The sequence below is a fragment of the Vulcanisaeta distributa DSM 14429 genome, assembly GCF_000148385.1.
In the GTDB taxonomy this organism is placed as follows: domain Archaea; phylum Thermoproteota; class Thermoprotei; order Thermoproteales; family Thermocladiaceae; genus Vulcanisaeta; species Vulcanisaeta distributa.
The window spans coordinates 2,161,808-2,177,160 of record NC_014537.1; the positions used below are offsets into that span (position 1 = coordinate 2,161,808).

The following is a 15,353-nucleotide window of genomic DNA, read 5'->3' on the forward strand; positions in this document are numbered from 1 at the left end:
TTAATAACCCAAGGCATCCCTGTAGCACTCAATGATCGCGTCTTTAGGATCACCCTCATATCTAAGTTGTAAGCCATACTTACTTAGTAATTCGCTAAGTAGTTTCAATGCCGCGGAGACGGCATTGAGCGCCTCATTGCTCACGGGTTTAAATGGTTCCGTGTTCCCAGGGCCTATAGCAACTACGTAAGCAGTGCCATTAAATGCCTTCATTGCCCTTAAATAACCAACCAATAGGCTTGGTGAGGCTCTGTGTGCGTCGAGCATTGTCGTGTCAGTGATCGATAATTCCCCCTCAACCTTCTCAAGGGCCACAGCCCCAGGTTTTAACTCAGTGTCTATGTCAATGAATATGAGGTCGTGTGCGTCCATTAAATTGCCGAGCAATGCAATGCCATGGGCATTACCGTCAATCACGAAATCATTAAATTGAGATAAAAAACGGGCTAGGCAGGAACCTAAGCCATCATCACCGTAAAGTGGATTGCCAAGACCAATTATTTTTACAGGGAGCATGCGTTGTAAATCACCTTCTCAATGGTCTTATATATCCTCCCACCCTCACCTTTAACCTCGGCATGCACCGCGCAGGCTAGGCATGGGTCGAAGCTCCTAATCGCCCTAACTATGTCCAGGCCGGTCCACTGGTCCGGTGGAACCTCCTCGGTCACCCAGGAGTTCAACGCAGACATTTCGAATGGGCCTGTGCACTGGCTTGCATATGGGCCTGTGCACCTATTGTTCCTCGGACTCACATTCTTGGTCGTCGGCGCCTGGTACTGGTAATTCAGTATCTTGTCACTGGATTGAACAAGCCAGTGCTGGTTCGTCCCCCTAGGCACGTGCCACCAGCCTATACTATAGCTAAAGCTTGGGTAACTACCGTGCTGCCAGGGACTTGATGCATGCGTGTGCCCAGCGGCCCACTGGGCTAGGGCATACTCAAGGTTGGCCCAGGCAATGTTGGCGACTAGGGCCAGGTGAACGGCCCTGGCCAGGACCCTCTCAATGGTCGTTGAGTACTGCGGCATCTTCCACGTTATAGTCAACTCACCATACAGGTCTGGGCAGCCGCCGGGTACTGGGCATATTTCGGGGGCTGTTGAGGTTGGTTGAGCCGCTGGTAGCGTGAAGGTTAACTGGGAACCATTACTCTCCCAAATGTCGTAATTCCCAAGGCTCACTTTAGTGGCGTACAGCGTATCTATCCAAAGCTGCGTAATCGGGTTAGTCTCAATCGGGGCTATTGTACCATCCTTAAGCATCAACCTAGGCTCAGCATCCCAGCTATACTTCTCAGTAAAGTTAATCGCCTGCGGCTTAGGCATCGTCGTCTTGTTCCACGGGTGGTAGGGCATTAGCTCATCGTTGCCGAAGGCTATCGGGTTTCCCAACGGATCCTCCTTAATCCAGTAGCCCCAGGGCGGTAGCACATTATGCTTATACCAATCGTAGTAGAAGCTTGTGTCCACGAACTCAAGCCAGCCCTGGTTCATCTCAACGACACTCTTAGTAACTAGGTTAGTCCCCATCGCATAGCCTGGCTTCTCAAGCCTAGCCTGGTATATCTCATCAAGGTGTTCCCACAGGGTCTTCCACTGGGCTGGGCTGCTTGTTGGCGCGAAGGAACCATAGACCTCCGGGTCATCAGCCCAGCCAGCTGCGAACATCGATGGTGGGTCGTGGGTCTTACCATTGAGCTCATAGCCAATGCTAACGTAGAAGTCATGCAGATCCTGCCAAATGGCCCATACAAACTTAACCCAGGCTGTTAAGGCCGTTAACCTAGTGTAGTACTGCTCAAATATTGAACCTGCTAGGGAGAGATCCGTGCTTATACCGCCGGGAACCAGGGTTGATGGGTGTGAGTGCCTGCCGTAGAGTAGCACGCCAGCCTCCCTAGCAATTCTCTGGTACTCAACGGTTAGTCTCCATATCCTGCCAGTAACTGGGTTTAAGTCAGTCATTATGTCAGCTATGGTCTTGTAGCCATGGATATTACTGTACTGCGTTGGCGTTGATTGAGCCTCCTGCCAAACACTGGGCGTTAACTTACTAACAATTAACTCACTATAGTCGGGGCCGCCCAGCATATTCAGTATTATCGAATGATCATATATGTAGTCGGTCATGGCGTAAGCCATGTTCCTGAGCGCGACGCCGAGTGGTGTCGGCGTATAGCCTGACGCCACGTCATTAGCTACAACGGATGCATTAGCATGGGCAGCTCCACAAACGCCACAGGACCTACTGGTTATGGCAATGGCGTCCTCGGGCGGTCTGCCGCGTAGGAAGACCTCAAATCCCCTGAACATCATCGCCGATGTGTAGGCCGACGTTACGTGTTTAGTGCTTGAGTCTATCTCTATATAGGCCGCTAGGTGCCCCTCTATCCTTGTTATCGGATCTAGCCAAATCTTTATTGTAGACATATGGTAAGAAAGGATAACTTCATTTTAAAAGGAAAATTCTCACACTAATGAAAAGCATCTCCTTAAATAGGCATGTTTCCTTAATATTCTCGTGTCGGATAGGTTAATTCTAGATGATGGAGCCTCACAGGTTGAGGTTGAGATTAGTACCGTAATTAAGGCATTGCGCAATGCGTATGAAGAATATGTAAAGTGCGTAATGAGTAATAAGTCGAGGGATAAGTGCTATGTAGAAGCGATAGGCATACTGATCGACGCCTTCGGCTCGGCATTACCCAGCGTATTTTACGACGAAGACCTTAGATACTTCGCAGTTAAGAGTGCCGACTATAGGTGGTTGCTGTATGATTCTGAATCAAATACCTATAAGGTGGTTAAGTTCAGGGACTTGGTGGCGAAGGCGCTATGAAGATCGTAATCGCCTATTCCGGTTACTTGCCAATGGGTGATATGGCTGTTGGCCTTAGGGTTGGTGAGTTATTAGGTAATGAATTAAGGAGACGTAATTATCAAGAGGTTGAATTACTCGACGTAAGCGCTGACGTACTAACCGCCGTGGATTTAATAAATGAGAGAAGGCCAGATGTATTGATTCTAGTTGGTGCAAAGCGTAGGGGTAGGGCTAAGGGAACGGTAGAGGTAATAAGGCCGAACTTAGAACCAATCGAAGATAGTATTGAGGCAAACGACTTATTAAGACCATCACTCGATGGAAGGGTTTGCATAACCGATGTATTAAATGGACTAAGGGTTCTAGGGACCACGGCTAAGGAGATAATACTGATTGAATGTGAGCCGCCCTTTGACGAACCATACATAGGCCTATCAAGTGAGGGCGAAAAATGCGCTATCAACATAGTAAACCTAATCTTAAGTGAAATACTACCTAAGATTATGAATAAATAAACAAATTATGGGTAAATATATAAGAACATAAATTATTTTGATAACTATGAGTAACTATGTATATTATTGATTGATTCACCATAATTTATCATTGTAAATTATTAAAAATTTTACATATAACAAGTTCATATACATTTAATATGGGAATAAAATTTAAAAATCATAATAAAATGATTAACATAATGGATAATAATTATAATAGTAATGCTAACATAAGAAGATACATTATACGTGGCCTTGCAATGAGCATTGCTATAGCATTAAATACTAATTTACTTGTTAATATATTAGTTAATAATATTAAATCTCAGTTAATACTTGAGGAGTTAACGTCATTGGACAACCAGCAACCTGCGCATGAAACTACCCTGGGTTCTGGTAATGATAGGGTTAGGGAGCTTCTGAATAGGATTAGAAACGAGCGTGTGGGGAGTGGCCATGGCTAATGTGGAACTTAATAAATTGGTTGAGATACTTAATTACTTGCTTGAGCATGGTGCATCGAGTACATATGATATTTATAGGAATACGAGACTAAGTTTGGCAACGACGTATAGGTACGTTAAGAAGGCTGCTGGGTTGGGTTATGTCGAGGTTGATGATATGTTTGTGGATATAACGATTAAGGGTATTCTATTACTCGCGATTTTAGGTAATGAGTATGCTGCCTATAGGTTAAGTAGGATTATAGGGTTTAAGGATGGCGTTATTAAATCGTTCATTAATGTCATTAGGAATTATAGCAATATCATCGACGTATTGAATAGTACTGAAATAAAGTCTATTAAGGATATTCTGAGTCTACTGTTATCATTATTTAATAATAATTTAATAAATGTTGTCAAATACTCTATTAATACATTATTAGAGCCATTGATTGCATACCTAATTATTAATTTTATACCTGGTATAAAGTTACCTAACGGTAGTAAGATCGTGATCAGTAATGAGGGGGTAATTGCCATCGCGTGCAGTTTCAAGGATGAGCATTGTCCTTACGGTAAAGACTCTATTTATAGGAATAGTAATGATGGTTTTGTATATAGATTAATGTGTCGCTTTGACTGTATTAAGCGTAAATATGGTATTGATGATATTAATATTAACATTAATATTGGTGTTAATTCCCATTTCAATAGTGTGGAAATTCATTTTTTAAATCAAGCTAGGAAATGCTAACTAATGGCTCCACCAAAGATAGAGATTAAACTCACTAGGCGAGACTTCCTGAAGGCGTCAGCCATAGCCGCGATGTTCGCCGCGTTGGATTGGAATAGGGTAATAAATGCCTTTGCCGATGCTGTGAGAAATGGTGATATAGGCATTGTTTGGTTGGAGGCCCAGGACTGTGCAGGTAACACCACCTCGATTATACAGGCAACTAACCCAAGCCTACTGGATGTTTTATTAGGAAGAACACCACTTGTTGGACCCGGCACCGTTAGGCTAATCTTCCACGAGACCGTCATGCCGGAATGGGGCGCGACGCACGTCACCTCATTCAGCCAAACGGAGCAGCCCTCGGTATATTGGACTGAGGAATTCTACACCGGTACGGCTGATAAGATACTCAATGACGTCGCCCAGGGTAAATACGGCCCATACGTCCTCGTCCTAGAGGGTTCATTACCGGCTGAGTATGGAATGCCTGGAAGTAACATAACCACCGAGGGTGGCTTTTATTGTAAGATTGGGCCATACACATGCACTGAGTGGTTTAAGAAATTGATAGTTAATGCAGCGGCAGTCGTGGGTGTTGGTAACTGTGCAAGCTACGGCGGCATACCTGCTGATAAAGTCCTTGAGCCACCACCGAACTTCCAATACCCAACCAACGGCTGGTCCCAATCACCGACCGGAGCCATTGGCCTATTTGATGACCCATACAGGGGCATTACTGGCGTGATACACCACCCATACTTCTCAGACGTGATTGGGCCATACTCTAACTACTGGGATAAGGACATGGTGCCCGACTTCAGCACAGTTAAGCCAATAGTAGCGGTGCCCGGCTGCCCAGCTGGGCCTAATGGCATAATGAGGACACTAGCCCTCCTAGCCCTGGCCGCCATAGGTATAATACCCGCCAGCGCGCTGCAGAGGAGTAAGTTCCTCGATGAGTACGGCAGGCCGCTATTTATATATCAGTACACTACGCATGAGCAGTGCCCAAGGGCCGCCTGGTACGCAGCCGGCGAATTCAGGCCATACCCCGGCGATAATGATGCCAAGTGCCTATATGCGGTTGGCTGTAAAGGTCCAGTGGCTCACTGCCCATGGAATAAGATAGGCTGGGTAGCCGGCGTCGGTGGGCCAACTAGGCAGGGCGGAGTCTGCATAGCCTGTACAAACCCAGGGTTCACGGATGCCTATGAACCATTCTACGTTAAGCTACCCTACGTCGGCTGGTCAGCCAAGGACCTGGCCACGGCTGCTGCGGTGGTTGGCGCCGCAACAGTAGTTGCCGGCGCAATAGCCGGCGGCTGGTACGCGGCCAGGCAGAGGGCTGAGAGGAAGGAGGAAAAGAAGTGATGGGGTGGTGTCATGGCTAAGGCCGCCACGGTTACCTATAGCCGCGGCAGGTTGATAGGCAGTGGCATTTTAACGGCAATTGATGTTGGGTTGACCTGGGCCATAGTCTACTACTTCGCCTTATTACCATTACCCAGCGAGTACGCGGATTTCATGCGTTACATGAGTTCGATAGGGTGGAACCTGGGCGTCGCCATATTTAACCCAATCGCGTGGGTACTATTCCTTGGAGTTGCCTTTGACATCCTCATAATATTAATTGCCTTATACGGTTCCTACTGGGTCCTTGGGCACTTCGCGGCCTTCGCTAGATACGCAGGTGAGTGGGTTAGACTAAAGAGAGCTGGTTCACCGATGATACAGAGGTGGAACGTGTGGCAGAGGGCTCAGCATATTTTAATGTTTGTGACCTTCGTCATTTGCGCCTTCACGGGCTTCGTGGCTATGCTAGACACTAACCCAATATGGCGCCAGGTCTACATAAACGGCCTAGTCAGCTTCAGTGGGCCACCGCCCTACTTCCTATGGCCGTCCTTCACAAGCCCATACCCACTGATAATATTGATACACATAATCTCAGGCATAATAATGGGCTTCCTAGTCCTGGCGCACTTCGGATATTATGGCGCTAGGATAATAGTCGACAAAATCAGGGGATACAGCATATTGGAGAAGTGGCCCCTGCTCAGGATATACACGTGGGACTTCGTAACATACATATGGCATAGGACTATTTGGTTAGTTAACCCGAGACACCCATTACCACCATGGACCCACAAGTACGACCCAGAGGAGCTCTTTGAGTACTGGGGCGTTTATTGGGGTATTGCCGTCCTGGGCATACCAGGTATCATAATGGCAGTCTGGGGTCCATCGGCGGGCGCAGGCGTAGCCTACGTAATGCATACCAAGGAGGCCATCTTAGCCGTGACGTTCCTACTACTGGTCCACCTAACATACACACACTTTAACCCGAAGATATTCCCATATAGGGAGGTATTCCACAGCGGTAAGATACCGCTGGATATTGTTAAGGAGGAGCACCCAGCATGGTATGAGGACTTAGTGAGGAGTGGCGTTGTTAAGGTTACGAGGGTTGAGAAGTATACCCGATATGAATTACCATTATTATGGTCTAAGCCGGATGTCGTAGAGGAACATGTTGAAGTAAAATCAAAATAAAACAAAAATAAAGCAGCGAGTATTCTTAAGAGTTAATATAATATCAAAAGTTTTTAATATTATATATTTTAAAATGCTTTAGAATGTTAAATAAAATTACATAATTCACTAAATTACTCTAGTCCATTGAGATATTGTTGCTTTATTTATCAATTATTTATCACAATAATTATATATATTCTCTTATTAATATATAGATTTCAGAAAGATTTATAAACTAAATGCGAGTAAATATTATTGGTGAGAACATGAATAATGTGAAACGTAGGAATTATTGCACTATTATTGATGATTTAGGCATTGTTGCCACTTTCGTGGGTGCTTTATTCATCTATTTCGTAATATTAATGGCCCTTGCACTACCCATTATGGGGCTTGCCTTTGTTCATGGTGGGCCTGTGGCAGGTATTATAGTGTCTGCGATTATTGTTATCATTCCAACGTATTTCTTTGTAAAGGATTTAGTAAGGCATATTAGGAGAAGTTCCTTTACAATTAGGAATTACGTAGAAAGTATATTCCATGTTAGAGGTTCGTGTCCTAGGTAATGTAGGTATTTTTTACGGCATTATTCTCAAAATTATCTCTTTTTCCTTTTCTCTCGCTCATTCCAATTAACTGATAATAATTAATTAAATTTTTATAATTCACATTGATTCTGCATGTCTATATCCACGTCATGCATGGGAAATTCTCCAGCGTGCTTTCCGTCGCCCAGTATTGATTGTTGGAAGTGCCCTGTGATAACTAGTAGAATTAGGGTTGCTGAGGAGATATTTAGGCGTAATCTCGAGGTCACGAGAAGGTTAAGGGATTATATAATGAAATTCAGTGATTATTTAAGTAGGAATTACGGTAAGGACTACGTATTTAAGATAATGGATTTCTGCGGAACTCATGAATGGACCATAGTACATTTCGGCATTAGGTCCCTGGTTCCTAAAAACATAGAGCTTGTGGCAGGGCCTGGGTGTCCCGTTTGCGTTACGCCATCGTATTACATAGAGCAGGCAATTAGGTTGGCACTAGATGGCGTGGTTATCTACACGTATGGCGATACGTTTAGGCTACCCGCCATAACCCCCGTTAAGGGCGCCAAGAGCCTTGCCGAGGCTAAGGCCATGGGCGCTGATGTCAGGATAACACATAGTCTAGTCCATGCTATAATCGACGCTAAGAGGCATGGTAAAGACTCGTTGTTTTTGGGTATTGGATTTGAGACTGTGGCTCCAGGCTACGCGGAGGCATTAATTAAGAGGTTACCGCCGCCGAACCTTAAAATCCTAAGCCTGGTCAAGTTAACGCCGCCAGCCGCCTTCTACTCACTTGATATACTCAGGGAGAAGCCCACGGACTACCCCGTGATGGGGGTCATAGCGCCGGGCCACGTGTCAACAATAATCGGCGGTAAGGCCTGGACACCAATAGCCGAGAACTACGGCATACCAGTGGTTGTGGCTGGTTTCGAACCTAACGACGTATTAATGGCGATTGCGGAAATACTTAGGCAGTTAGTTAGGGATGAGGTTAAAGTGGTTATTGAATATACAAGGGCCGTTAGGTGGGAGGGCGATGTGAAGGCCCAGTCAGCGATTAGGACTGTTTTTGAGACAGTGGACTCACCATGGAGGGGCATAGGTTACATACCGAAGAGTGGCTTGGCGCTTAGGGATGACTACCGTGAATACAACGGCTTCGAGTACTTCGGTATTAAGGACCTAACCCCGGAGACCTGGCGCTACGACCTACCACCCGGCTGCAAATGCGCGGAGGTGACCCTGGGCAAGGCTAAGCCTACGGACTGCCCATTATTCATGAAGCAATGCACTCCAGACCACCCAGTTGGCCCGTGCATGGTGAGTATGGAGGGCGCCTGCGCTGTATGGGCCAGGTTTGGTGGCGGTGGACTGGCGCTCGATATAGCCAAAGACCTTGGGCTGATGGGGTGAGTGGCATGTGCTGGGCCGTGCCTGCCGTGGTCCTCGAGATAGATGAGAGGAATTCCCTGGCCTACGTGGACATTGGCGATGGCGTGCCGAGGCCCGTCGTCATAGGCATAAGTAACGAGAGAATCAATAAGGGTGACTTGGTCATGGTCCACGCAGGCGTCATAATAACCAAGCTGGACATGGATGCGATTAACCAATTCATTGAGGAGAAGAAGGAGCTGGCGAGGGAATTAGCCATAATGGCTGGTGACGACCCGGAGATTGCGGTTAGGCAGGTTGAGGAGGAGTTCAGGAGGATATTTGAGACCATGAGGAAGGCTAAAGAGGGCTCGAAGGAGGTCGTCCGTGAAATATGGTGACAGCCCGAAAAATACATTTCATAGGGATTGTACAGGGGGTAGGCTTTAGGCCCTACGTTAAGGTACTCGCCGATAAGTATGGGATTAAGGGCTACGTTAGAAACATGGGTGGTGGCGAAGTTGAGGTTTTTATCGAGGGTGATGATGGCGCGGTTAATGAATTCATACATGAGTTCATGAATAATAGGCCAAGGGCAATATACATTGAGGAGTACTCAATAACTGAGGATGTGCCCAGGGGGTTTAGTGAGTTTAAGATTTTAGAAAGCTCTAATAACGTTGAGGCGATATCAATAATACCACCCGACCTGGCAATATGCGATGAGTGTCTCAGGGAAGTCCTTGACCCAGGCAACCCAAGGAGGTATAGGTACCCCTTCAACTCATGTAGTTACTGTGGGCCCAGGTTCGCGGTGATTGACTCGTTACCCTACGATAGGCATAACACGAGCTGGGCATCGTTTAAGCCCTGCCCATACTGCCAACGTGAGTATGATAATCCAGTGATTAGTGGATTGCGTAGATACTATTATCAAGGCGTATCCTGCGGCTCATGCGGCCCTAGACTGAGGTTATTGACTAGCGATGGTGAGGTAATCGAGACGAGGGACCCAATTAAATACGTGGTTAAACTAATCGAGGAGGGCAGCATAGTGGCTATTAAGGGTGTCGGTGGCTACCACATATCGGCGTTGGCGACTAACGACGACGTGGTCCTCAGGCTTAGGGAGAAGAAGAGGAGACCAACACAGCCCTTCGCGGTGATGGCTCTCGACATTTACGTGGCCAGCAAATTAGTGCTTATAAATGACAGGGCTAGGGATGTATTGACATCGCCGCAGAGACCCATCGTACTTCTCCCCAAACTCCCCGACAGCCCAGTCTCTAAGTATGTATCCCCGGGTCTCGATAAGGAGGGCGTATTCCTACCATACACCGCACTTCATTACTTAATCCTCATGGACACCAGGGACAAGTTCCTGGTGATGACCAGCGGGAACATTCATGACCAGCCCATGTGCACGGACATAAACTGCGCCCTTAGGAAATTAGGTAAGGTTGTGGATTACGTGCTTGACCACGACCTACGCATAGCGCATAGGGTTGATGACTCCGTGGTGAGGTTCACCGATGGTGAATTAGTGATCATCAGGAGGTCCAGGGGCTACGCACCCATGTGGATTAAACTACCCACTAAACTGCGTAGGCCGGTGATAGCCTTCGGCGCAGACCTTCAAATGGCCGGCGCGGTGGCTATTAATGATAAGGTGATCCTGACGCAGTACATAGGTGATTTAGACTATGTGGAGACCCTGGACGACCTTGATAAGGAGCTTAGGTGGTTTAGTAGGACTTACAGGATTAAGGACCCCGTGCTTGTATGCGATGCCAACCCAGCGTATAGGTCCACGTGGTTATGCCATAGGTGGGCTGAGGAACTTAATGCGGAGGTGGTGAGTGTTTATCACCATCATGCGCATGCATTATCAGTTGCGGCTGATTGGAATGAGACCGATCAATTCGTTGCGGTGACGATTGATGGGGTTGGTTATGGAGTTGATGGCATGGCGTGGGGCGGTGAGGTGCTCGTGGTAGATGGCGCAAGCTTCAACAGATATGGGCATCTGATGTACGTGCCGATGCCAGGTGGAGATTTGGCTTCGTTATACCCGGTCAGGATGGTGATTTCTTACATGTCGAGGTTCATGGGCGATGAAGATGTGATCAATTACCTAAGGAGACTCAACCTACTCAGGGGTTTACCGAATGGCGAAATTGAGGCCAGGGTAGTGCTTAGGCAATTGGGCAGTTCAATAATGACCTCAGGCGTTGGTAGGTTCCTGGACGCGGTATCGGTGTTGCTGGGCCTATCCTTACGTAGAACCTATGAGGGTGAGCCAGCAATAACCCTAGAGGCGGCCGCCCGCGGTGGCTCATTAATAAATGGGTTTAAGGTAAGTATAAGTCGCGCCAACAAGTCATTGGTAATCGACACGGTTTCCCTCTTTGAGCAAGCAATGGAGGCCATGCTTAGCGGAGCTAAGGTAAGTGATATAGCTTATACAACGCAATACCTGTTAGGGAGGGCCTTCGGGGAGGTCGCATGTGATGCGGTTAGGGAGGTGGGCAATAGGAACGTGTATGTAGGCGGTGGTGCCGCGGTGAATGATTACGTGATAGGCGGATTACGTGAGGAATTACGAAGATGCAACGCTGATATAAAGCTCCCCAGGAGGGTACCACCGGGTGATGGTGGCATCGCCCTTGGGCAGGCATATTACTTATCGCATTTTCTATAGTCAGGAATCAAGATTTATTAAGCATAAGTGCCAATACCCCATAATGTCTGAATCACGTATAAGGCTTGCACATGGATCTGGCGGTGTCGAGACATTGGAACTCCTTGAAAGGCTTATTTTCAGTAAGGTTGATGATGCGCTTAAAAAGGTGGGTAATGGCGTTGGTATTGATTATCCCGACGACGCGGCGGCGATACCCTTACTAAGTGGTGAGTACTTAATTGTTACGGTGGACGCCTACACCGTGAACCCACCATTCTTCCCAGGCGGGAACATAGGCGTTTTGGCGGCATCCGGCTCAATAAATGACGTATTGATGATGGGTGGGAGGCCCATAGCAATGCTGGACTCAATAGTTGTTGAGGAGGGCTTCCCCATGAATGACCTTGAAACAATAATTAATTCCTTCATTGAAACGTTAAGGAGTGAAAGTGTCGCATTGATTGGTGGGGACTTTAAGGTAATGCCTAAGGGACAGATTGATAGGATAGTAATTACCACGGTGGGTATTGGGTTAGCTAAGAGACTAATTATTGATAAACCACGGCCTGGGGATAAGATCATAGTTAGCGATTACGTGGGTGACCACGGCGCCGTCATACTACTCTACCAATTAGGCGGTGATATCAGTAGGGAATTGATTGAGAAGTCCAGGTTACGTAGTGATGTTAAGCCCTTAACAAGGCTCATGATCCCATTAATTGATAAGTACGGTGAGTACATACACGCGGCAAGGGACCCCACAAGGGGTGGCCTAGCCATGGCCCTGAATGATTGGGCCAGGTCCACGGGCACGGTAATCGTGGTCAATGAGGAGGACATACCAATCAGACCTGAAGTGTCCTCATACGCTGGGATGCTCGGTATAGACCCACTCTACCTAGCCAGTGAGGGCGTTGCGGTGCTAGCCGTGGATCCCGACGTCGCTGAGGACGTCGTAAATTACATCCGTGGTTTAGGTTTTGAAAACGCGAGAATAATTGGTGAGGTCAGGGAAAGCGAGAAGTATAGGGGCTACGTATTGCAGAAGACCGTGATTGGAGGCTTCAGGATACTAGAGCCACCAAGAGGTGACCTGGTGCCGAGGATTTGTTGAGGGGTCGTGCATGGGCCTGAAGCTGATATACCACAACGTGGAGTTGAGAACTACGGATTTAGCAGGTGTCATTATTAGGCATGGCGACAAAGCCCTATGCATAGACCTAGTAAGCAGTGGTGACTGTGATTATAAGTTCTACACGCATAACCACCAGGGCCATGTACCGGCCACAATTAACGGCACTTATTACTCACCCTTTGGAGGCGCAGTCATTAAACCTGGGGATGAGGTGGTGGTTGGCGATTTTAAGGTTAGGGTTGTCAATGCATACAATATAACTAAGTTGGTGAATGGCGCACCAGCACACCCGAAGGGCCTTGGTGTGGGCTATATAGTGAGTGTTAACGACGTCGTAATATACCACATGGGCGATACCGATCTTATTGAAGAGTTATCCCAGCTTCGAAACGCCAAGATAGATATTCTACTAATACCAATTGGCGGCGCCACAGTAATGACGCCTGAGGAGGCCGCTGATGCGGTGATGTTATTAAGGCCTAAAATGGCCGTTCCAATACATTTTACTGACAGGAGGCAATTCGTGAAATTTAGAGACATTGCGCAGCCCTACACTCAGGTAATACTAATGAGGGGATCTATGCCGTAAAGTCAAAGTCAAAAATTACTAAAAATTAATTTTTAAGACGTGCCCATACCCAGCCTGCTTATTTTCAATCTATATATTACGTATGATATTATCCACGTTACTGCGAATGTGAATACTATTATTACCCCTACGTACTCCCACCAAGTCTCCCCATTTACCAGCGCTATCCAGTCCCAGAATGGCCCACCTAGGTTGAACTCGGACTGAACTAGGCCGAGTAGTTCCAGTGTGCCCACTATCCACGCGACCATTATTGATATTAGGGTCATTGTCAGGTTGTACCACAGCTTCCTGAGACTATCCCTAAAGGCCCAGTTGTAGGCGTAGTTCATGAAGAATCCGTCGGTCGTGTCGGTAAGGACCATGCCGACGGTGAATAGCACTGGGAATACGAGTAGGTACCAGAGGGGTATGTTCGTGAAGACCCCGGCCACTGCGGCTGATATCGCCAGTGTCGCCACCTCAGTAGCTGTGTCGAAGCCAAGCCCGAATAGGAAGCCTATTGGGTACATGTAATAGTCCTCATCAACTATTTTAAACAAACCCCTGAAGAACTTATTCATGAACCCCCTCCTCATTAGTGCATCCTCAAGCCTAGCCTCATCAAGCCTACCGCGCCTAAACTCCCTATATATGTCGTAGATCTCCAGCAGTACTAGGAAGTTTAGGAAGCCGATTATGTACAGGAAGCCACCACTTATTAAGGTGCCGATTATTGAGCCGACATTCTCAATATTAGCCAGGCTCTTGACAATATACCTGGTGGCGATCATCAATGCCACGGCCATTAGGATAACCACGGTTGAGTGGCCGAGGCTAAAGAACGTCCCAGTAAACAGCGACCTCTTACGCTCCTGGACAAGCTTCCTGGTGGAGTTATCGATGGCGGCTAGGTGGTCGGCATCCAGGCCATGCCTAAGCCCGAATAGGTAAGCCAAAACCCCCAGAATGGATAACGTCACTGCACCACGGATGTGGGCTACGTCCCCAAGCCACGATGTTGCGGAACTGCTGAACGCGGCATTGTGGGCGAGCGTGACTAGTTCATAGAACCAGAACCAGGCAAGCCCTGTGGCCGTCAATATGGCGGTGTATGTGAGGCCCATGATTAAGGCAGTTTTCCTCCCTATGACTAATTGCTCACTCATTAACTCATTGGATAGGGCATGACTTTTAAGTATTATTATCAGTTAGGTAGTAAGTAGTTACGTATTAATTATTACGTAGATAATGCATATAATGTGTTGTAGTACTTTTTAGTGTTATATGAGGTTTATTGAGGTTCTTGCTTCCCGCGCTATGGACTTAGCCGGTGATTTGAGTATTGTGGATTATTGCATTTGCCTTAGGGCTACTTATGTCGTTGTTTCTGATGGTCGTAGGGAAGCCATTGGGATGGCGCATGTGTCTTATGAGGACTTACACGGTATCGGCAGAGTCATGGAGCCCTCGATAGACTACCTCCCTAACATGGTTATTGACGTTAACCCACTGAATAGGGTTCTTGGGCTAGCCCTAATAAATGCGATTTCCCAATACCACATAACCGAGGTTAGGCAGGACGAGTTAGAGTTAAGGTCTCCAGTATGTGTGGTTGGCCTTATGAGGCCATTAATCGAGGAGTTGAGGAGTAAGGGTCTCGAGGTTTACGTCTTTGAGAGGTCGCCATACTTACGTGGTGATAATGCCTATTCGGATGTTGAGGAGGAGTTATTAATACCTAGGTGCGGCACGGTATATATAACGGGCATGGCGCTCTTAAACTTCACAATAGATAGATTGCTGGATTTCTCGAGGGGTATTAACGTACTCATAGGCCCATCCGCAAGCCTACTGCCTGAGTTAGTGAAGGGCTTGGGTATTCATTATATTGAGTCCATGAAATTCACGGACGTTAAGACCGTTAAGAAGCACTTAAGGCTTGGCGGCTACGTATCAATGAAGGTACATAGTAACCTGGGCATTCCCTATAGATTTAAGGTTTAAA

Annotated in this window: 16 protein-coding genes; 13 read left to right on the plus strand and 3 right to left on the minus strand. The window is 47.1% G+C overall.

Annotated features, from left to right (window positions below; all coding sequences use genetic code 11):
- Both VDIS_RS11345 and VDIS_RS11350 read right to left on the minus strand, forming a co-directional pair.
- Positions 1-516, minus strand: a complete 516-nt coding sequence (locus VDIS_RS11345; RefSeq protein ID WP_013337400.1) for a hydrogenase maturation protease — start codon at positions 514-516, stop codon at positions 1-3.
- Positions 504-2,432: a nickel-dependent hydrogenase large subunit gene (locus tag VDIS_RS11350; protein WP_013337401.1), complete on the minus strand. Its 1,929-nt coding sequence runs from the start codon at positions 2,430-2,432 to the stop codon at positions 504-506. The genes VDIS_RS11345 and VDIS_RS11350 overlap by 13 nt, the downstream gene beginning before the upstream one ends.
- Positions 2,433-2,523: 91 nt before the next feature.
- Here VDIS_RS11350 and VDIS_RS11355 point away from each other — a divergent pair, with 91 nt between their 5' ends.
- The 12 genes from VDIS_RS11355 (at position 2,524) to VDIS_RS11410 (ending at position 13,366) form a co-directional block, all read left to right on the plus strand.
- On the plus strand, positions 2,524-2,841 hold the full coding sequence (locus VDIS_RS11355; protein ID WP_013337402.1) for a hypothetical protein: 318 nt from the start codon (positions 2,524-2,526) through the stop codon (positions 2,839-2,841).
- On the plus strand, positions 2,838-3,338 hold the full coding sequence (locus VDIS_RS11360) for a peptidase M52 (RefSeq protein ID WP_013337403.1): 501 nt from the start codon (positions 2,838-2,840) through the stop codon (positions 3,336-3,338). The genes VDIS_RS11355 and VDIS_RS11360 overlap by 4 nt, the downstream gene beginning before the upstream one ends.
- Positions 3,339-3,478: 140 nt before the next feature.
- Complete coding sequence (locus tag VDIS_RS11365; protein WP_013337404.1) at positions 3,479-3,784, plus strand: hypothetical protein; 306 nt, start codon at positions 3,479-3,481, stop codon at positions 3,782-3,784.
- On the plus strand, positions 3,777-4,517 hold the full coding sequence (locus VDIS_RS11370; RefSeq protein ID WP_013337405.1) for a helix-turn-helix domain-containing protein: 741 nt from the start codon (positions 3,777-3,779) through the stop codon (positions 4,515-4,517). Before VDIS_RS11365 ends, VDIS_RS11370 begins: the two co-directional genes overlap by 8 nt.
- A gap of 3 nt (positions 4,518-4,520) precedes the next feature.
- Positions 4,521-5,870, plus strand: coding sequence for an NADH-quinone oxidoreductase subunit B family protein (locus VDIS_RS11375; RefSeq protein ID WP_013337406.1), 1,350 nt, complete (start codon positions 4,521-4,523; stop codon positions 5,868-5,870).
- Positions 5,871-5,882: 12 nt separating this feature from the next.
- The gene (locus VDIS_RS11380) at positions 5,883-7,052 is read left to right on the plus strand and encodes a hydrogenase cytochrome b subunit (protein WP_013337407.1); all 1,170 of its coding nucleotides are present in this window, start codon (positions 5,883-5,885) and stop codon (positions 7,050-7,052) included.
- Positions 7,053-7,300: 248 nt separating this feature from the next.
- Positions 7,301-7,600, plus strand: a complete 300-nt coding sequence (locus tag VDIS_RS11385) for a hypothetical protein (protein WP_148678343.1) — start codon at positions 7,301-7,303, stop codon at positions 7,598-7,600.
- Between the two features lie 114 nt (positions 7,601-7,714).
- Positions 7,715-9,001: a hydrogenase formation protein HypD gene (hypD, locus tag VDIS_RS11390; RefSeq protein WP_013337409.1), complete on the plus strand. Its 1,287-nt coding sequence runs from the start codon at positions 7,715-7,717 to the stop codon at positions 8,999-9,001.
- A 5-nt stretch (positions 9,002-9,006) separates the two neighbouring features.
- The gene (locus tag VDIS_RS11395) at positions 9,007-9,360 is read left to right on the plus strand and encodes a HypC/HybG/HupF family hydrogenase formation chaperone (protein WP_013337410.1); all 354 of its coding nucleotides are present in this window, start codon (positions 9,007-9,009) and stop codon (positions 9,358-9,360) included.
- Positions 9,354-11,660, plus strand: coding sequence for a carbamoyltransferase HypF (gene hypF / locus VDIS_RS11400; protein WP_013337411.1), 2,307 nt, complete (start codon positions 9,354-9,356; stop codon positions 11,658-11,660). Before VDIS_RS11395 ends, hypF begins: the two co-directional genes overlap by 7 nt.
- Before the next feature lie 43 nt (positions 11,661-11,703).
- Positions 11,704-12,756: a hydrogenase expression/formation protein HypE gene (gene hypE, locus VDIS_RS11405; RefSeq protein ID WP_013337412.1), complete on the plus strand. Its 1,053-nt coding sequence runs from the start codon at positions 11,704-11,706 to the stop codon at positions 12,754-12,756.
- Positions 12,757-12,766: 10 nt separating this feature from the next.
- Positions 12,767-13,366 (plus strand): MBL fold metallo-hydrolase, encoded by a 600-nt coding sequence (locus tag VDIS_RS11410; protein WP_013337413.1) that lies wholly within the window; start codon positions 12,767-12,769, stop codon positions 13,364-13,366.
- A gap of 32 nt (positions 13,367-13,398) precedes the next feature.
- Here VDIS_RS11410 and VDIS_RS11415 read toward each other — a convergent pair whose 3' ends face one another.
- Entirely contained in the window at positions 13,399-14,514 is a 1,116-nt protein-coding gene (locus VDIS_RS11415) for a HoxN/HupN/NixA family nickel/cobalt transporter (RefSeq protein WP_013337414.1), read from the minus strand.
- A 118-nt stretch (positions 14,515-14,632) separates the two neighbouring features.
- On the opposite strand from VDIS_RS11415, the gene VDIS_RS11420 reads away from it, so the two are divergent.
- Positions 14,633-15,352, plus strand: coding sequence for a Rossmann-like domain-containing protein (locus VDIS_RS11420; RefSeq protein ID WP_013337415.1), 720 nt, complete (start codon positions 14,633-14,635; stop codon positions 15,350-15,352).
- Position 15,353 lies beyond the last annotated feature (1 nt).